Source organism: Bradyrhizobium sp. KB893862 SZCCT0404, from assembly GCF_018130885.1.
GTDB lineage: Bacteria > Pseudomonadota > Alphaproteobacteria > Rhizobiales > Xanthobacteraceae > Bradyrhizobium > Bradyrhizobium stylosanthis.
In genome coordinates this window covers 871,190-890,209 of the sequence record NZ_JAFCLT010000002.1, presented here as the reverse complement: position 1 = coordinate 890,209, position 19,020 = coordinate 871,190, and the positions used below count along the sequence as shown (strand labels likewise).

Sequence of the window (19,020 nt, the reverse complement as noted above, 5' to 3'; positions counted from 1 at the left end):
ATGGTTCGGCTCTTCGAGCCGCCCCGGAATGACAACAATGAGGACCGATAGAATGCCCTGGCCTGATCCCATCACCCTGCGTGGACAGCATGCCCGTCTCGAGCCGCTGTCGCACCAGCATCTCGACGGGTTGGTGACGGCCGTGAAGGACGGGGAGCTCTCAAAACTCTGGTACACCGCGATCCCGCTGCCCGAGAACATGGGCAAGGAGATCGACCGCCGCCTTGGCCTGCAGACTGCGGGCTCGATGCTGCCCTTCACCGTGTTCGACGCCGGCGGCAGCATCGTCGGCATGACCACCTACATGAACATCGATGCCGCCAACCGCCGCGTCGAGATCGGCTCGACCTGGTACGGCAAGAGCGCGCAGCGCGGCCCGCTCAATACCCAGTGCAAATTGCTGCTGCTGCGCCACGCCTTCGAAACGCTGAACTGCATCGCGGTCGAGTTCCGCACCCATTTCTTCAACCACCAGAGCCGCCGTGCCATCGAGCGCCTGGGCGCCAAGCAGGACGGCGTCCTGCGCAGCCACCAGATCGCGCCGAACGGCACGCTGCGCGACACCGTCGTTTACAGCATCACCGCCGCCGAATGGCCGACGGTGCAGGCGCATCTCGAATTTCAACTCAACGACAAGCCGCGCTAGGGGCGGCCGAGGCACCATGGACAGATTTGATTATGTGATCATCGGCGCGGGCTCTGCCGGTTGCATCCTCACCAGCCGGCTCAGCGAAGATCCGAATGTCAGCGTCTGCGTGCTCGAGGCGGGCCCCAGCGACTGGCATCCCTACATTCACCTGCCGGCGGGTTTCATCAAGACCTTCCACATGAAGAGCATCAACTGGGCCTACCAGCAGGAGCCCGGGCCCTACACCAACGGGCGCAGCATCTATGCCCCGCGCGGCAAGACGCTGGGCGGCTCGTCCTCGATCAACGGCCACATCTACAACCGCGGCCAGCGCATGGATTTCGACACCTGGGCGCAGATGGGCAATCGCGGCTGGGGCTATGCCGACGTGCTGCCCTACTTCAAGCGGCTGGAGAAGCGGGTCGGCGAGGGCGACAGCACCTTCCGCGGCCGCGACGGCAATCTCACCGTGACCACGATGGACTGGCGCGATCCGCTCTGCGAGGCCTTCATGGAAGGCGCGGTCTCGCTCGGCATTCCCCGCAATCCCGATTACAACGGCAAGACCCAGGAAGGCGTCTCCTACTGCCAGCGCACCATCAACAACGGCCTGCGCGTCTCCGGCTCGACCGCGTTCCTCAAGCCGGCGATGAAACGGCCCAACGTGCATGTGCACACCCATGCGCACGCCACCGAGATCATCTTCGAAGGCAAGCGCGCCGTCGGCGTGCGCTACACCAAGGGCGGCCGTGGCGGCACGCCGGTGGAGGTGCGCGCCAACAAGGAAGTGATCCTCTCCGGCGGCACCTATAATTCGCCGCAGCTGCTGCAGCTCTCCGGCGTCGGCTCGCCCGACCTGTTGCAGCAGCACGGCATTGCCGTGCGTCACGCGCTGCCCGTCGGCGAAGGCCTGCAGGACCATTACGCGCCGCGCACGGTGGCGCGGGTCAAGGACATCAAGACCATCAACGAGCTTCGCCGCGGCTTCTCGCTGTGGATCGAGGCGCTGAAATGGGCCACCGCGCGCAAGGGCCTGCTGTCGCTGTCGCCGACCATGGTCTATTGCTTCTGGCATTCCGGCGAGAGCGCCGACTCGTCCGATCTCCAGCTCACCTTCACACCGGCGTCCTACAAGGAAGGTGTGCAGGGCCAGCTCGAGGACGAACCCGGCATGACCGTGGCGTCCTGGCAGCAGCGCCCCGAGAGCCGCGGCTATGTCCGCATCCGCTCCAACGATCCGTTTGCGGCGCCGATCATCCAGACCAATTATCTGGACGCCGAGCTCGACCGCCGCGTCATCGTCGGCGGCATGAAGCTCGCGCGCAACCTGCTGAAGAGCGCGCCGCTCTCGCCCTATTACGCCTACGAGGATTTCCCCGGCCCCAACGTCAACACCGACGACGAATTCTTGCACGCGGCAACGGAGCGTGGCACGACCACCTTCCACCCCGGTTGTACCTGCCGCATGGGCCCTGCGGATTCGAACTGGGCCGTCGTCGACGACCAGCTCCGCGTCCACGGCCTCGAAGGCCTCCGCGTCATCGACGCCTCGGTGATGCCGCGCATGATCTCGGCGAATTTGAACGCGTCGACCATGATGATCGCCGACCGCGCCTCGGATCTCATCCGCGGCAAGGCGCCGATGGAAGCCGCGCGCATTCCGGACGCGGCGGTGGCGTGAGCAGCGCAATTGCGTAGGGTGGGTTATCGAGCGGCTGCGCAAAGCGCAGTCCGCGCGGCGTAACCCACCACTTTTGTCGATGCGGAAACGAAAGAGGTGGGTTACGCTAACGCTAACCCACTCTACGAGCTGACCTCCTATGCTGGTCCCACGAATACGGTGATTATCCCAAAGGTGGCTGACCCAAACGCGACCGTCTCAACCGAAACCTATACTCAAACTGATAGTAGAGCGGATTCTTGGATTTCAACGAGCCTCGGTAGCGAGACATTGACCAACAACTTTTCCCGGTCAGCGCAGACGCAAAGCAAATAGATGAAAACCAAATGGAGAAGAGCTGAAGTGAGTCTCGCTGCGATCGGCCTTCTCTCTTATGCCGCTTCGTGGATCATGAACTACTGGATGTGGCAGGTTATGCCGACCCATGCAGACCCGGAGAGCGGATACATCATCCCGATGATAGTTCGTGGACGCACTCTGTACCTCAGTTCGTTCTACCATATTACGTATAAGGTGGTCCTCTTTGGAAGTTTGCTGATATTCCTTTGTTCCGTCATTATCGATTTTTACGTGGATCCCTTTCAACGACGGAATCGCCAGCGCCGGTCGTGACCTGCGGCTACAACCTCGTCGCCCCGGCTCACCAGCATCAGCGACACCAGCGCGCAATTACGGCAATTACGGTGACCAGCGCGCAGGGTGGGTTAGCTAGCGGCTGCGCGAAGGCGCTGCCGCTGGCGTAACCCACCACTTCTGCCGATGGTGGAAATGAAAGAGGCGGGTTACGCCGACGCTAACCCACCCTACGAGATTTCCTGTGTCGCTCGCGCGTCAACCCCTCTCCGCAAAAATATTCTACTTTACCGAAATTCGGAATTGCGGCATAACCCGACACAGCCCGGCCCGACGAAGAGGGGCGGTTCGCGAGTCGTTCGAAACGCGGGCCGGGTTGCGGTGGACGCGGCAGCGTCGGCACGAGAGGTGGCGGGCAGGGCGGGTAGTCCCTGTGAGCCCGAAACCGCGTGCGGACGGACGGCGCTGAACGCGTACGGCAAAACCGTGTGGGCCTTATTTTGGGGCTAGGTGGGTAAATTTGGACATCAATGGGCAAAGTATAGCCCTGTAAAATAAGCTCTTTTGGAAATACCCTTTCCGATCAAGACCGAAGGCATCCACCGAGAACCAGCTGCATTGGGGCAAGGCCCCAGCGCAGCCATCCCGGAACACATGGGCGAAGCCCTGGAAGCCATCTCCAAATGTCGAAAAGAGCAAAGCAGAACATCACCAACCGGCACTGCACCGCGCGAGTCACGCAGCGCCAGAAAATCTACGACGCGGAATGCTCGGGCCTGTACGTCAGCCTCAGCCCGACCGCGCCGCCGACCTTCTCGCTGAAGTACACTTGCCCGATCACAAAGCAGCGCGGCACCCATCGGCTGGGCATCTATCGCAAGGCCGAAGATGGCCAGCCCGCGCACGATGTCGCCTATTGGCGCGTCGAAGCAAACAGCGTGAAGCGGCAGCTGGCCCGAGGCGAAGATATCTCGGTCAAAACGCGACGCGCGCAGGATCAGCAGGCCAAGCAGATGACGACGGTCAGCCAGCTGATCGATCTGCGCATAGCGTGGTGCGCCGAGGAGATCACGGTTCGCCGCCATACCGAAGCTGGCGTGATCCTGAAAACGAAACCGCGCTTCCGGGCTCACGCCGAAATGGCCCGTCATCTAGAGCGTTTCGTTCGGCCGCGCCTTGGGCCGATGATTGCGAAAGAAGTCAGCAACGACGATATCGCGCAGCTGCAGGCTGATATCCTCGCGGGCACGCTGATCATCAAGAAGGGCAAGACCAGCAAGAAGGACTCGGTCAGCAGCGCGCGGCATATGCGCAAGGCGGTTTCGGGCCTCTTCAATTGGGCCGCCGAAGCTGGCCGCAAGTACGTCAGCGCCAGCCCCTGCATCAACCTGCCGCCGCTGCCGAGGGAAGAGCCGCGCAAGCGCAAGCTGACGACTGATGAGATCAGGACGCTATGGCACGGGCTGGACCGGCCCGACATCACCGTGGATCGGCGCATCTGCCTCGCGATCAAGTTCGCGCTGGTCTCGATGCTGCGATCCGTTGAGCTGCTGCATATCCATCGCGATGAGCTGGTGCATGATCTGAACAGCGCGAAGCCGCTGGTGATGATTCCCGAGGAGCGGGTCAAGGCAGGCCGCGAGATCCACCAGCCGCTGTCCGATCTGGCGGTTGAGATCGCAAAGGAAGCCATGGGCAACCATCAATGGATGTTCACCGGCCGCTGGGAAGGCGAACCGCTGAACCGCAAGGCGATGGCCTGCGCCCTGCGTGGCAACAGAACCAAGCGAAACGGCAAGGTGCTGGTGCGATCCGTTGGCCTTTGCGAGCAACTCGGCATCGCTCCCTTCACCCCGCACGACCTGCGCCGCACGGCCGCCAGCCTCCTAGGCAGCCTGAAGGTGCCGCGCTCGATCATTTCGATGTGCCTCGACCATACCGTCCAGAAGGACGAGCACGGCGATGTCTCGCCGGTGACCGGGAAGCACTACGATCAGGACCCGCGCGTCAAGGAAAAGCGCGAGGCTCTGCAGAAGCTGGCTGATGAGATCAGGCGCATCATCAGCGAGCCCGCAAACATGAACAAAACTGAGGCTGCAGTTCGTCGAGCTGCTTGAAACGAGAAGGCCGCTAGGCGTCAGCCGCCGCGGCCGGTTTTTGCCTCCCTAAGGTTGTGCACCCTGAGTCACAAGAACACGCGCGACCCCAAGGGCTGCTCAGCGAGCACCTTCGTTGCAAGGGTGCTTGATGTAGCCGTAGCTCAACGACATCTGTGGGCTTTGCGAACCATACTGCCAAAAACTGATCTGGCGTCGCACATTGTCTTGGCCCAGCCACTTATAGCCTATCGTACTTAGCGGAGAGCCACTCGCGTATTTTTGGCTTGCCTCCACCTCGGGCTCGCCAAGCGATGTCGTCCACTGCGCCAAAGAGTTCGCAAATTCGTGCAGGTTACTATCGGAGCTGCGGCCCACCGAGCTGAGGACGTTGCCGCAGAACGATACGTTTGGGCCGTCTTTGAATAAGACGTACGATGTCCAATTCTGGCCGCTCTTTATGGGGTTGCTGAACTTGTAGCCCTTTTCAAGCGCCAATTGCGAAGCCTGCTGCATCGACATGCCGAGGCGAAAGCCATCAACCTCGTTCGCCGCAGCCACGTCGAGCACGGTCAGCAGCGTTAGCATGCCTGCGTACCAGATCTTCCTAGTCACCTTTTGCCCCGATCAACTCGCTGCTTTGAATACTTTGCGGGCGATGCCTTTAAGCCCGTCCATGACGTTCTTACCTCCTGCCATCGCGGCGGAAACGGCGATGGTGAAGTCACCAGATGCGCCAGCGAGCTTGCAAACGAGGACTGTGGAAGAGAACAGGGCGATGGTCACCGCTCGACTGCAGATCATTTCGCTGTTTTTGTTCCAGTACTCCCGCACCGTATCCGCAAACGACTTAACCGACTTGTTTGCTTGGCCCTCGCTGACGGCCCCATTTTTTATCTGCTCTGGCAGATCGCGAATGACGGCAAGCTGATCCCTCAGCACCGTAAGAGATTCGATCTCTTTCTGTTTCTGCGCCTTCGCCTCGGTGGAGTTCGGCCGCTCGCTGTTCAGAACTTCAAGGCGATCCTCAACGAGGAGCAATGACGTTGTCGCCGCTGTTTTCAGCTCGTCGCCGTTTAAGGTCAACGCCTTGCCCACTCGCGTCCGCGCAGATGGTTGGGGCCGAGCCCTGTCCGGAGGCCGGGCGCGCTCCAGTCGTTCAACCTCACGGTCAAGTTCATGCAAGAAGAGAATGGGTGAACCGTACTGATCTCTCTCTTCATTGAGGCCATCGCGCATCTCTTCGCCAATGATCCACAATTCTTCAATTTCGTTTAACATTCTGTTCTTCGCGTCGATGGCGAGGCCGAGAAGCGCCAGGTTTATGATCGGAAAGCAGTACACCAGGATGCGGTGATGCCCGGCCGCATCGATGGTGAAGGCAGTCGATACACCCCGAGTTGGATATCGTGGCTCATATCCGGCCTCGCGGAATATAGTGGCGACTTTAAACTGAAGCTCCACTGCCTCCATGTCGGAGCGATCTTTGCGCGCAAGTTTGCGCATACTGACCGTCCGCTGCCGCTTCGCCTTTTTCGCCATTCTACCCCCCGGAGCAGGCTTCTGCGCTAATCAGTTATTCAGGTAGATCGATCACCTGATGCAAATTGGTGACGCGATAACCTGCAGGCCTGCCGCCCACCAGTTGCACGTTCACATCAACGATGAAGCCTTTCTTGTAGACGTTTTCGTCCGCTTCGCGCACCTCATGCTTGATTCGCTGCTCGGCCAATTCCGAAGCGTAGATCAACGGCAGATCGCGAGGCGAGATGTCCTCAATTGCGACCCGCTCTCCTGTCCTCTTGCCCATCACGCTGTCCTTGACGTTGGACTGCTTGAAGGTCATCAGAACTCGTTGATGATCGGCCGAGCTAGAAGACTCCAGCAGGAGCCTTTGATCTTCGATCTGTTTTTGAGCTTCGCGCGCTTGAGTGGTGTCGAACACCAGGGCCGCTTTGATCTTTTTCTTGCCGTCCTCGTAAGCAACGGCCTGCAATGTTGACCGGCCCTTAGGGTCATTCGCTATCGCCGACACCGCCCCCATGAAGTCCTTCAGGTCGCCACGACTAGCGTCAGCCTCCTTGCCACCGTTGAGATATTTGCCGAGTATCCCCCCGTAAGTTTTAACGAATTTCTCGACGATCTGAATTTGCTCGATGACGTTTACGACGGCGCTCAACCCCTGCATTGCCCAAGGGATCAAGTCGGCTTCTATTGAGCCCGCACGGACCTCGCGCACGAAAATTTTGGCGTCGCCCGATAACTCGGGGTACTGGGCCCGCACAAACCTCTCATACTGGCTCGCTATTGATGAAAATGCCGAAACGAAGTCGTCTAGCTGAATAGGTCGTTGAGTTTGAATGTTAAGAATGATGTGAGGTAATTCGTCCGGTTTGCGGCGCGCCATAGTCTGCGTTTAGTCCCCCCTCAGAAGTCCAAAATTTATTATCGCGCAAAGGTAGAGGGTAGCTGTCGTGCGCGCGTCAGTAAAGATGCTGCACCGGCCTTCTTTTGTCTAGGACCCCTACCCATCTCCGCTTCTGATCGGCGTGACGGTGCAGCCCCCGATCAAGCCGTCGAACTTCGACGGCGGCGGCTGCGGGTTGACGCTGGCGCGGATCATCCGGCTACGAGCGGCTGCTGTGAGGCCGAACTCACCAGCATAGCGCACCACATCGCCCGCGTGCTTGCGCACGATGCTGACCAGCGGGTTCAGCGCCGCGTCACCGTACTTGGTCTTAACCAGTTGCGCACCCATGATCGGATCGTTCGCCTGCATCTTCGCCAGCGCCTCGGCCGCCATGCGCCACTGGCCGAAGCTGTAGCAATAGGCCGCCAGCGCGGGGACATCGAGTTGGGCCCGCCACTCCGTATTTTTCAGGAGGGTCAGAGCCGCGCCGGACTGCGCATCGCACGCGAATAAAGAACCCTTGGGCGCCTTCAAATTAGCCGTTAATAAACAACTCAGGCACGCCGCTGGCCCCTAACGAACCTATACAGACAAAGAAGGAAAACAGCTCCGACGATAACTCCCACTCCGAAACCATCCCACCCCACAGTTGGACCAAGGTAAGCCGCAACGACCCCACCAGTGATTCCGAACGTTGTTATCAGGATGAAGCCCCTGGGCTCTGGTTCTCCTAGCATAATCAGCTTCGCGATTACCCCAGCGATGCCTCCGACTATGATAACCCAAGCGATCTCCATCTCTCTGCTCCGTAAAGCAACAAAAGAGTTTAACGAAGGTCATCCTCACGATGGCGTCGCACGCCATATGATTGATTGCTGAATGCGGACGCAGACAAAGGTCTCCTAATGAAAATGTAGTCTCTATCTGCCACCCTGTGACAACGATTGCACTGGCCGCTCATTTGATCGAACGACCGCTCGAACTTTCCCTCATCTTTTGCTTTGACTGCTACCGCAACCGCCTCCTCTAGTTCAGCTGCAACCGCCAAATCAGAAGTCGAGACGACTTTAGGATAGAAGCGCCCAGCTTCCTTAAGGCTCGCGGAGATTTGCTCAAGTTCAAACGCTGCTAAACCCCAATTCCCCCGTTTGGCGGCAAAAAATAATTTCGCGTGTCGAATTTGCATACTTATCATGAGATCGCTCAAACGCGGGGCATAGGTTGTTGCATCCGGTCCCAAGTTCTCCTCGGCTTCAGAAGCCGCAGGTATAACCAGAAGAATGAACAGCACTGCGCTGATGCGCTTCAAAGGTTGACGCATGGTCACTCCCAAGTCAGATAACTGCGCGTCCCACTCAGAAGCAACTTCCGTGACCCACCCCTCAGCAGCACGATGCGCCGTCGAATTGATGACTTGGCGTGAACCGCTCCGAAATCGCACGTCGCGGAGGCGCTCTACTTGTTCACTTGAACTGGCTGGGTGCCGCCATAGGCCGGCAAAGGATGCAACACGAACGCCCCGGCGACGCCTTTGATCGATGGCGCCGCCGGCGCCTGCTTCGTCAGCCTTTCTTCGAGGCCTCGTAAGCGTCGCGGTATCCTCGCGCGATGGCGCGCACACCCCGTCCGATATCGTCGTAGACATCATCGGGAAGATTTGCCAGCGATACCCGCAATGACCATTCGGGCGCGTCGAAGCCGCCGCCATTTAGCAGTACGATGCCGTGGGCCTCAGCCAGGCGAAACGCAAGATCGAGGGGGTGAACGGTTTTCTTGAGATAGTCGACGGCCTCGTCGCCAATGTTCTTGCGCGCCCAGAATTCGAAATCGATCAGGCCGTAATACGCATCATAATTGGGGTTGGGAGTGAGCTTGTCGGCAAGGCCAAGACCGTCCAGCAGCGACCACAGCCGCTTATTGACAATTTCCATGCAGGCAGCCTGATAGGCCTTCTTGGTGTCCATCATCTCCGAGAGCGAGAACAGGCTCATCATGACCTGCTGCGGCAGCGACAGGCCCGCTGTGTGATTGAGAGCTACGTCGCGGCTGTCGGCAACAATGCGGTCGATAAGCTTCAGCTTGCGTGGTTCCAGGGTTAGCGGTCCGTAGCGTTTGTCGAGCGCCTTGACGGCGTCATCGGGCAACTTCGCGATCATCTTGTCGAAGATGTTATCTTCATGAATGGCGATCGCGCCGAGCCGCCATCCCGTGCAGCCGAAATATTTCGAATATGAATACACACCGATGGTGTTGTGTGGCAGTTCGCCAAGCAGCGAACGAAAACCATGGACGAAGGTGCCGTAGACGTCATCGGTCAACAGCATCAGATCGGGACGCTTGGTCTTAACCAGTTTGCTCAACTTGCCGATCGTTTCTGGGCTCACCCCCATCCCACTGGGATTGGCTGGATTGACGATGAAGAACGCCTTGATCTTCGGATCTTCAAGCTTTGCGATCTCCTCGTCGGTGAACTGGAACTTATTCTCCTGGGGCGCCTTGATCTGGACGACCTTGAGGTCGTAGTCCTCAAGATGCGTCATTTCGATATAAGGCGTGAAGATCGGAGTACCGAGCGCGATGGTATCGCCGGGAAGCAGCAGTCGGTTGGCCTTCAGCGACTTGAAGAGGTAGCACATCGCCGCTGTGCCGCCCTCGACTGCATAGATATCGAATTTTCCCGGCGGCCGCGGCTCGCCACACACCGCCCACATCAGGTATTCGTGCACAATCTTCTCGTTGTGAACAAGCATGCGGTCCGGCACCGGATAATTGTCGCCAATGATAGAGTCCACGAGCTCGTGGACAAAGGCATCCGGCTCAAAGCCAAACTTCTTGACGGCAAAGGGCAGCATCTCCGACAGAAAGCTTGCGCCGGGCATGTCGGAGTGCTGGGCAAGCCAGGTCTCGTAGCGTGCCGCAATGCCTTTGGCTTGAGGCATGCCGCCGATTCCAGCGGCGTGATCCATGACGCGCTTGCTCTCAGTGATCGCGAACTGCCCGAGTAGGAAGAAACCTTCCCGCGGCGTCGTGGCAACCCAGTTCGGATTACCTCGGCCCGCGTTCAGGAACGCAGACTGCGTCCGCTTCGAGGTTGCCTTGGCGAGATTGATCAACTCGTCTTTGATCTCGAAAGGGCTCAGCGCTTCAAATTTCTTCAGCGTCAAGATATCAGCCATAAGACACTCCCGAACGGTGCGGTTTGGGGAACAAGGTCAAGCGGGCTCCGCGCCTGCATCATCGTAAACAAGGATGATTGTCGGCCGATGGCATTCTGTTGATCTAGCTCAAGGGTATTTGAATCACCGTCGTGCCGCGACGCAGCAACTCGACAGTGCCGGCGCTCCCTCAACCCGGGCTCGGCCATTGACATAAATCAACATGTCGCATGCGGGCTCCTCGCCTCATGTTGATCCGATACGACCAGATCTCCCGCTGTCGGGATCTTCGCGTCCGACATAGTGCGAAGCGGGTTGGGCATGCCTACGCATGAAGGGTGACATCATGATCGACTGGTTCTTTCAGACACTCAAGAGCTATCCGGAAATCGCGATCTTCCTATCCTTGGCCTTGGGCTACTATTTTGGCTCGTTCACCTATAAGGGCCTCGGGCTCGGTGCTGTCACTGCAACCCTGATCGCTGCTGTGATCATCGGTCAGATCGGAATTACGATCACTGGGCCGCTTAAACCATTTTTCTTTCTGATGTTCCTGTTTGCCATCGGCTATGGCGTAGGGCCGCAATTCGTTCGGGGTATCGCGCAGGATGGCATTCCACAGGCGATCTTTGCCGCCGTCGTCTGCGTGTTTTGCCTACTCGCTCCCTATGTCACAGCCAAGATCGCTGGCTATGATGTGGGCTCGGCAGCAGGATTCTACGCGGGCTCGCAGACCATCTCTGCTTCGATGGGTCTTGCGACCGACGCCATCAACCGGCTAGGTCTTTCGCCGGAGGAGACCAAGAAAATCCTCGACGGCATGCCTGTCGCCTACGCGGTCACCTATATCTTCGGCACTGTAGGATCGGCGATCGTCCTTGCGCTGTTTGGACCGGCGCTGCTCGGCATCGACCTTGAGGCCGCATGTAAGAAATATGAGGAGGAGCACGGCGGCAAAAAGCAGTTGGGCGGCCCTGGCACCGCGTGGCACCAGTTCGACGTCCGCGCGTTCCGTGTTCGCGAGCGCGGCCCAGTTGTCGGAAAAAAGGTGCACGAGGCCGAGGCACTTATCCCGGATCAGCGCGTGTTCATCCTTCGGCTGCGACAGGACGGGAAGATCGTGGACGCCACGGCGGACGCCGTGATCCACGCGAATGATGTCGTTGCGGTGGCCGGCAGGCGCGACGTGCTGGTCCAACTCATCGGCGAACAGGCGGAAGAGGTGGACGATCGCGAGCTGCTCGCGATGCCCATCGAAGGTGTGGACGTTTACGTCACCAGCAAGGATGTAGACGGCAAGACCTTGGAGGAGCTTGCACGGACGCCAGCATCGCGGGGCGTCTTCCTGCGCAAGATCACGAGGGGCGCTATCGCGACCGAGATTCCAATCCTTCCAAACACCAAGATCAACCGCGGCGACATCGTAACGATAGTCGGACGCACGCCGGACGTCGCGGCCGCAACGAAGATGCTGGGTCGGCCAGACAAAGCGACCGACATGGCTGATGTCGCTTTCATCGGCGCCGCCATCGCCATCGGGGCGCTGATCGGCGCGATCGTCTACAAGGTCGGCAGCGTGCCGCTGACGCTATCCACCTCCGGCGGTGCATTGATCTCGGGCCTGTTCTTCGGCTGGCTGCGCTCTGTTCGTCCGACCTTCGGCCGCATTCCCTCGCCGACGGTCTGGTTCATGAACTCTGTCGGCCTGAATGTCTTCATTGCCATCGTAGGTATCTCGTCTGGCCCGGGCTTCGTGGCGGGCCTGAAGGCGCTCGGCATCGGATTATTTCTGTGGGGCATCGTGGCGACGACTGTGCCTCTGGTCCTCGCAATGTATGTCGGCAAATACGTGTTCCGCTTCCATGACGCCATCGTGCTCGGCTGTTGTTCCGGCGCACGAACCACAACAGCATCGCTTGGCATGGTGAACGATCGCGCCAAGAGCCAGATCCCGGGTCTTGGCTATACCGTCACCTACGCGGTCGGGAATACGCTGCTAACTATCTGGGGCATGGTGCTCGTCATGCTGATGACGTAGAAATCGGTGTGCCGAGATGCTGACCTGGCTGGAGGGGTTTCTCGTCCGCTATCCAGAGCTCGCGCTATTCTTGGTAATTGCCGCGGGCTATTGGATCGGGAGCTTTAAGATCGGCGCCTTCAGTCTGGGTCCGGTCACGGGCGCGTTGTTCGCTGGCTTGATCGTGGGCGACTTCGCACATGTGCCCGTTTCCGGTATGACAAAATCGTTTCTATTCCTGCTATTTCTTTTCGGCGTTGGCTATTCAGTTGGTCCGCAATTCGTACAGGCGATGAAGCGTGACGGCCTGAAGCCGATGTTGCTCGCTGTCGTTGTTTGCGTCACCGGCCTCGCGGCCTCAATCGTCGTGGGCAGGATTCTCAACCTCGATCCTGGCTTTGCGGCGGGGCTGATGTCGGGAGCGCTCAGCCAAAGTGCGGCAATGGGAACGGCGACCGACGCGGTCAATAGTCTCGCGGTGCCTGAGACGCAGCGTGCCCTTTTTGTCTCCCACATCGCAGTCGCCGATGCGGTCTGCTACATCTTCGGTTATGCGGGCGTTATCATGTGGTGCACGGTGATCGCACCAGCGCTTCTGCAGATCGACCTGCGAGAGGAGGCGCTCAAGCTTGAGCAATCGCTGGGAATGAGCCGAACGAAGCCGGGGCTGGCGTCTGCCTGGCGAAAATTCGAGTTGCGCGCTTATCGACTGGATGAGAACTCTCCTCTCGCTGGATCAACTGTAGCGGCCGCGGAGGCCCGCCTGCCGGAGCACCGTCTATTCATTCACCGCCTTCGCCGCGGAGAACGATTGTTCGAGGCCGAGGCAGACACCGTATTGGCGCCGGGGGATGTCATCGCGATTTCGGCGCCACGCCAGATCATCGTGGAACTCATCGGCCCTCGAGCCCAGGAAGTCGAGGACTCGCTGCTGCTCGACATTCCAGTGATCTCCGCTGACGTATTCCTGATAAGCGTCAAACTTGCCGGCATGAATCTGCAAGAGGCGTCGCAGCAGGACTGGACGCGCGCCGTTTACTTGCGCTCGTTGAGCCGGGGCGGCCAAGCGCTTCCGATTGCTCCGGGCTTGGTTCTGCAGCGTGGCGACCTACTGCGCATCGTCGGTCCTGAACGATTGGTAGAGAATGCAGCGAAGAACATAGGTGCTATTGTTTCGCCCAGCACCAGCATCGACTTCGTTGTGCTGGGGCTTGCCATCTTCTTCGGCGGCATCATCGGCGTGCTGGTGAGCTTTCCCGTTGGCAGCATCAAGATAGCGCTCAGCACCAGTGTCGGCACGCTGCTCGCCGGGCTTCTGGTCGGCTACATCCGTACCCTCAACCCGCGCTTCGGTAGCATTCCCGACGCTGCTATCAGCCTGATGACATCACTTGGTTTGGCGGCGTTTGTCGGGCTAACAGGCATCCACGCCGGGCCAATCTTTCTTTCGGCCTTGCGAGAATCGGGCGTAGGCCTACTGCTCGGCGGCGTGGCCGTCACGCTGCTGCCGCAGGTCGTCGGATTTTGCTTCGGTCATTTCGTTTTGCGGATGAATCCGATCCTTCTCCTCGGGGGGCTAACCGGAGCGCAGACTGTCACAGCTGCAATGGCCGCCCTTCAGGAGCGGTCGGGGAGCCCAGTGCCCGTGCTCGGCTATACGCCGGCCTATCCCATCGCGAACATCCTGCTCACAACCTGGGGCTCGGTTATTGTGCTTGTGTTTGCGGCCTGAACAATTCGTCAATGTGTTATACAAATCCAGCAGAATGTGCAGAAGATTGCGCAAGTGAGGAATCAGAATAACCAATATCTAGCAGCTTGGCTCGCCTGGAACCTTGTTGTTGCACTCGCGGTAAGCTTGCTTTTGTACTTCCATCAAATCTGAAGGACAGCGCAAATTGAGAACGACGAAACGGCTGTGTGCAACGATCAGAGATTACAGAACCGCCGCCAAATGATTTGCAACGCATTGCGTCATCAAGTTCGTCTCCACCTTGCCTCCTATCTTAACAGCTCGCCGAACTTCGACGGCATCGACGGGCTGAAACTGGCTGCTGCCAATCTTGTGCGGGCAACTGGTGTAAGGCCGAACTCGCCTGCAAAGCGCAGCATGTCCTCGGCCGCATCTGACGCAATCTTGACCAATGGGTTTCGCCGCGCGTTGCCATCGGCGGTCTTTACCAGTAGCCCGTGCATGATCTCATCGCGGTTGGCAATCCGCTCCAGTGCTTCGCAGGCAAGTCGCCATTGGCCGTAAGCGTGGCAATAAGCACCTAGGCAGGCCACATCCGCTCTGGTCAGCAGACCAAGGGCATGCAGTTCAGGGGCGACTCGCCACCACTCGTCCTGGGCGAAGGCACATAGGAATGACGGCGGATCAGGGCATTTAGGCGGGCAGTCGGGCTTGGGCGGACGCCGCAGCTTTTGATGACCTCGATTGCCGCGCAAGGCCTTAAGCGTAAATGGAATTGGCGGAGGACCGGGCTTCATTGGAAACCTCCTTTCGATCAGCCCAGCCTACAGCCAACGCGCGCTGGCGCGTAGAACGCTTTTCTAGAAAATCGCGCATCTCTCGCCCGTTAGGCTGAAGGCGCCGCCAGCGCTTCGGCGGGACCCGCGCGAGTGGCGCCTCCTTCCCCCCCGCCCCCTGTTGAAGCCATCCGGCCTGCGGCGCGGGCATTGGGTGCGCTGATCGGCGGTGACCGCTACCAGACAGCGGGGAAGGCGTCGCGCGAACGCAGGCCCTGTTTGCGGGGCGTCTTGCGGCAACTTTGCCACCGAAGCCCATTTTAGCCCAACGAACCCCAATCTCGATTGCGCCGCAAAAAGCACTCCGCCGGAGCACAATTGGACAAAGGAACTCGCGCTCAGGCTGTAAAGAGCCATGACAGCCTCAAGACGGTATGACAGTATTCCTACAACCTCTGCACAGGGGATAAAGGATGGGCAGACGAGTACCCGAAAACTTGCCGCTAACCGATGCAGCCGTGCAGTACCTGACATGGGCTTTGGAGGAACTTGAGCAGCTTGACCACCCGAGCGCCGCTCATCATGTGCGCGTCGCGCTCGATGATCTGCGTGCGCACAAGCATCAGTCCGAGCTTCTGAAGCTTGCCGACGTAAGACCCGATCTCGTTGCCAAGACCAGGCTAAGCTAAACGACCGTACCCGGAGCCCGAAGTCACGAATCCCGCCGCCAGATCCGAAGCGCACGCAAGACGCCCGGAAAGTGGCGCAGGAGAGCATTGACGATCAAAGGGCTATCCTCAAGACGCTTTGCGACCCCCCAATAAAGCAAGAGCAAAGGATTGGCGAGTTCGCGCCGCGCGCCCGCGCGGTGATCGACGTATGAGAAAGCGCAAGGGGCCGTATGGATGGAATGAGAGAGGCTGCCCAACTGAGCGCCCTCTTTGCTTCCTTCAAGGCAACTAGGAATGCGGCGCCGCCGGAGGCGGGGCCGACCAGCGAACGGTTCCAAAGTGGAAACCCATTTGGTTGACATGAGTCAAACCTAAGCGTCACCAACGCGCTGAAACGATCCTGCCTGTCAGCATCACCATCGCTTTCGATGGAATGGGCTCGCAACGTTGGAGTCGCTTATGGTTCGATATACTCTTGTTGGCCTCGCGGCGGCCATTCTCCTGCTCGCCAGTTTTAGTCCAGATGAAGCATTCGCGCGGCGCGGTGGCGGTTATCGCGGCGGCGGATTTCATGGAGGTGGCGCTCGCGTCGCTCATGTACGGGGCGGCGCGGTTCACGCTGGGCGCGTCGGAGTTGCCGGTCGGGGCTACGGATACAGACCCATTCCCGGCAGACCAGTTGCACGAGCGGCGGTGCGGAGAGGCGCATACCGCACTGCCTACAGAGGCGCTGCTTATCGCGGCGCAGCCTATGGCGCCGCCGCTGTTGGCGCAGCAGCAGCGGGCGCTGCCTACTACAACGGTTATTACAATCGTTGCTACTACGACGCCTACGGTCAGTGGGTTTGCCCGCCATATCAATACTGATCAACAGCCGAGGCGGCCCTAAGATAGGCCGCCGTTTCGGCTTGGTTACCAGCATTTCAACCGTCGCGCAGGCTCATCATGAGCAGCATATTCTCGCATCGCGAGCGCTCGTCACCAGTCATCTTGACCTACATCAAGAGCTACCAGCACCGACCCAGCCAATTCGCTAAGGGGCTAGTCTTAGGAGCTTTTCAATGAAACGAACTACAGCCATCGCAGCGTTAGCCTTTCTGATCACAACTTCGCCTCTGGTCTGCGCAGCACAGACAACAACCACTGCTGCACCTGACGGCCCTAAAGCGACAGACTTGAAGAGTTTAACAGATATGCGCGTTGGCATCGTCAGGGCTGCTCTCCAACTGACGAGCGATCAGGAAAAATATTGGCCAGCAGTCGAGAACGCAATTCGCAACAGAGCGGCAAATCGGCAGGCGCGATTGCAGCGGATAGTCGAGCTGCACGACGACGCCATCGATCCCCTTAAGGACAGCAATCCAGTCGAGCTGATGCAACGAAGAGCTGATCGCCTCATCCAGCGTGGCGACGACCTCAAGAAGCTCGCTGCTGCCTGGGAGCCTCTCTACAAGACCTTGAGTGACGATCAGAAGAGAAGAATGTCTTTTGCGTCTTACGTCGTCATGCGCGGAATGCGCGATGCCATCGAGCACAGTCTCGAGCCTGAAGACGACGACGACTGATTGCCGGCTGAAGTCCTACGTCAGAGCGGAACTTCGTTGATCGAGTTCCCGCGTTCATGAAACGCGCGTTCGCCTTTCGCGTTCGCGCACTTTTCTTGATCTACGTCAAACGCAAACGTCCCTCGCCGATCTCGTGTGGAGAGAAGGAGGACCAGCGCATGCAGTTCTTAACGAGAATGGTCGTCACGGGAGCGATCCTTGCATCGCTCAGCATCGGCTTGCCAGCAATGGCGCAAACGGCGGATCAGCCATCAGCGGCGACGAGTTCAGCGCCGGCACCGGTTCCCGACCAAGGAACCCTCAAGCCCGCGGAGCTGGAAGCCTTGGTTGCTCCGATCGCCTTATATCCAGACACGCTGCTGTCGAACGTGCTGATGGCCTCCACCTATCCGCTCGAGGTGGTGCACGCCGCGCGCTGGCTGGACCAGAACAAGGAGCTGAAGGGAGATGCTCTCAAGATCGCGGCCGAGAAGCAGGAATGGGATGCGAGCGTCAAGGCCCTGATCGCGACACCCTCGGTCCTGCAAATGATGAACGAGCAGCTCGAATGGACGCAGAAGCTCGGCGAGGCCTTCCTGGCGCAACAGCAGGACGTCATGGATGCAGTGCAACGGCTGCGCTCGAAGGCTTACGACCGCAAGAAGCTGGTGACGACGAATGAACAGAAGGTCACCGTTCGAGAGGACCAGAACAGGCAGTTCATCTACATCGAGCCGGCTGCGCCTGACAGCATCTATGTTCCCTATTACGAACCTCAGGTCGTGTTCGGCGATTGGCCCTACTCCGACTATCCGGCATATCCCTATTACTGGGGTTACCCCGGCTATATCGGAGCTGGCCTGATCGCGACCGGCGTGGCCTTCGGCGCGGCTTACGCACTCGGACGATGGGCGACGGGCGGCTATTGGGGACGTGGCGGATGGTGGGGCGGCAGTCGCGTCAATTGGGGCGGCGGCGCGATCGACATCAACCGCGGGCCTCGTGTCGAGCACTGGCGCCATGACACAAGGCACCGCCAAGGTGCCCGCTACAACAACTCGAACCTTCAGCAGAGATTCGGCAACGCCAATCGCCCCCAAGGCGGGCGGCAGGGATTGGGAAATGCCACCAATCGTCCTGTTGCAGGCGACCGCGCGCAGCGCGGGGACCGCTCGCAACGTGCCGACCGCAGCCGTGCGACGAACCGGCAGGCGGCAGCTAACAGAGGTGCAGGCAACCGACAGGCCCGCAATCGCTCCAGCGCCGGCCGACACGCGCGGCCCGGGAATCGCGTTGCGCATCGCGGCGGCTCGCGGGCCGGCCATTTCAGACCCGCCGCCGGGCGTGGCGGCGCAGCAAGATTTGCAGGAGGCGGACACCGTGCAGCAGCATTCCGGGGCGGCGGTGGCCGGAGTTTTCATGGAGGCGGCGGTGGAGGGTTCCGGGGCGGCGGCGGAGGCCGCGGTGGCGGCGGACGCCGGTCGGACATCAACTTGAAGCACGACGTTGTGCTTCTCGGTTGGCTCGATAATGGTCTCGGCTATTACCGCTTTGCGTACAATGGCAGCGAGAAGGCCTATGTCGGAGTGATCGCGCAGGAAGTGCAGGAGGTCAGACCGGATGCAGTGACACGCGGCAATGACGGCTACCTCCGCGTCCATTATGAGCGGCTCGGCCTCACGTTCAGGTCTTATGAGAGTTGGACCCGCGGTGGAGGCACCATACCAAGGTCCTCCGCTGAGTCACCACCGGCGGGGAGAAGTCACTTCTAGGCAT

16 protein-coding genes are annotated in these 19,020 nt (G+C 59.5%); 8 read left to right on the top strand and 8 right to left on the bottom strand.

What is annotated here, in order from left to right; all coding sequences use genetic code 11:
• Positions 1-52 precede the first annotated feature (52 nt).
• The 3 genes from JQ617_RS13040 to JQ617_RS13030 all read left to right on the top strand — a co-directional run bounded on the left by JQ617_RS13040 (position 53) and on the right by JQ617_RS13030 (position 4,999).
• Positions 53-646, top strand: a complete 594-nt coding sequence (locus JQ617_RS13040) for a GNAT family N-acetyltransferase (protein ID WP_212026826.1) — start codon at positions 53-55, stop codon at positions 644-646.
• 16 nt (positions 647-662) lie between these two features.
• Positions 663-2,309 (top strand): GMC family oxidoreductase, encoded by a 1,647-nt coding sequence (locus JQ617_RS13035; protein WP_212026638.1) that lies wholly within the window; start codon positions 663-665, stop codon positions 2,307-2,309.
• A gap of 1,256 nt (positions 2,310-3,565) precedes the next feature.
• The gene (locus JQ617_RS13030) at positions 3,566-4,999 is read left to right on the top strand and encodes a tyrosine-type recombinase/integrase (protein WP_212026637.1); all 1,434 of its coding nucleotides are present in this window, start codon (positions 3,566-3,568) and stop codon (positions 4,997-4,999) included.
• 99 nt (positions 5,000-5,098) lie between these two features.
• Here the strand turns inward: JQ617_RS13030 and JQ617_RS13025 are convergent, their stop codons facing one another.
• From JQ617_RS13025 to aspD, 6 genes are all read right to left on the bottom strand, one after another.
• Positions 5,099-5,566, bottom strand: coding sequence for a hypothetical protein (locus tag JQ617_RS13025; protein WP_212026636.1), 468 nt, complete (start codon positions 5,564-5,566; stop codon positions 5,099-5,101).
• Between the two features lie 39 nt (positions 5,567-5,605).
• Complete coding sequence (locus JQ617_RS13020) at positions 5,606-6,520, bottom strand: hypothetical protein (RefSeq protein WP_212026635.1); 915 nt, start codon at positions 6,518-6,520, stop codon at positions 5,606-5,608.
• Between the two features lie 34 nt (positions 6,521-6,554).
• Positions 6,555-7,385, bottom strand: a complete 831-nt coding sequence (locus JQ617_RS13015; protein ID WP_212026634.1) for a hypothetical protein — start codon at positions 7,383-7,385, stop codon at positions 6,555-6,557.
• Positions 7,386-7,502: 117 nt separating this feature from the next.
• Entirely contained in the window at positions 7,503-7,922 is a 420-nt protein-coding gene (locus tag JQ617_RS13010) for a P27 family phage terminase small subunit (RefSeq protein ID WP_212026633.1), read from the bottom strand.
• Positions 7,923-8,214: 292 nt separating this feature from the next.
• A complete protein-coding gene (locus JQ617_RS13005) occupies positions 8,215-8,709 on the bottom strand; it encodes a hypothetical protein (RefSeq protein WP_212026632.1) in 495 nt (164 codons plus the stop codon).
• Between the two features lie 241 nt (positions 8,710-8,950).
• Positions 8,951-10,564, bottom strand: coding sequence for an aspartate 4-decarboxylase (aspD, locus tag JQ617_RS13000; RefSeq protein WP_212026631.1), 1,614 nt, complete (start codon positions 10,562-10,564; stop codon positions 8,951-8,953).
• A gap of 325 nt (positions 10,565-10,889) precedes the next feature.
• Here aspD and aspT (JQ617_RS12995) point away from each other — a divergent pair, with 325 nt between their 5' ends.
• Together aspT (JQ617_RS12995) and aspT (JQ617_RS12990) are read left to right on the top strand one after the other, a co-directional pair.
• On the top strand, positions 10,890-12,581 hold the full coding sequence (aspT, locus tag JQ617_RS12995; protein ID WP_212026630.1) for an aspartate-alanine antiporter: 1,692 nt from the start codon (positions 10,890-10,892) through the stop codon (positions 12,579-12,581).
• 16 nt (positions 12,582-12,597) lie between these two features.
• Positions 12,598-14,292, top strand: coding sequence for an aspartate-alanine antiporter (gene aspT, locus JQ617_RS12990; RefSeq protein WP_212026629.1), 1,695 nt, complete (start codon positions 12,598-12,600; stop codon positions 14,290-14,292).
• Between the two features lie 269 nt (positions 14,293-14,561).
• Here aspT (JQ617_RS12990) and JQ617_RS12985 read toward each other — a convergent pair whose 3' ends face one another.
• Positions 14,562-15,050: a phage terminase small subunit P27 family gene (locus JQ617_RS12985; RefSeq protein WP_212026628.1), complete on the bottom strand. Its 489-nt coding sequence runs from the start codon at positions 15,048-15,050 to the stop codon at positions 14,562-14,564.
• A 452-nt stretch (positions 15,051-15,502) separates the two neighbouring features.
• On the opposite strand from JQ617_RS12985, the gene JQ617_RS12980 reads away from it, so the two are divergent.
• Positions 15,503-15,718, top strand: a complete 216-nt coding sequence (locus JQ617_RS12980) for a hypothetical protein (protein ID WP_212026627.1) — start codon at positions 15,503-15,505, stop codon at positions 15,716-15,718.
• Positions 15,719-16,078: 360 nt separating this feature from the next.
• Here JQ617_RS12980 and JQ617_RS40350 read toward each other — a convergent pair whose 3' ends face one another.
• Positions 16,079-16,318 carry a hypothetical protein gene (locus tag JQ617_RS40350; protein WP_212026626.1) on the bottom strand — a complete coding sequence of 80 codons (240 nt, stop codon included), beginning with the start codon at positions 16,316-16,318 and terminating at the stop codon, positions 16,079-16,081.
• A gap of 443 nt (positions 16,319-16,761) precedes the next feature.
• Here JQ617_RS40350 and JQ617_RS12970 point away from each other — a divergent pair, with 443 nt between their 5' ends.
• Positions 16,762-17,265: a Spy/CpxP family protein refolding chaperone gene (locus JQ617_RS12970; protein ID WP_212026625.1), complete on the top strand. Its 504-nt coding sequence runs from the start codon at positions 16,762-16,764 to the stop codon at positions 17,263-17,265.
• Positions 17,266-17,441: 176 nt separating this feature from the next.
• Complete coding sequence (locus tag JQ617_RS12965; RefSeq protein ID WP_212026825.1) at positions 17,442-19,016, top strand: DUF3300 domain-containing protein; 1,575 nt, start codon at positions 17,442-17,444, stop codon at positions 19,014-19,016.
• The last annotated feature ends 4 nt before the right edge of the window (positions 19,017-19,020 follow it).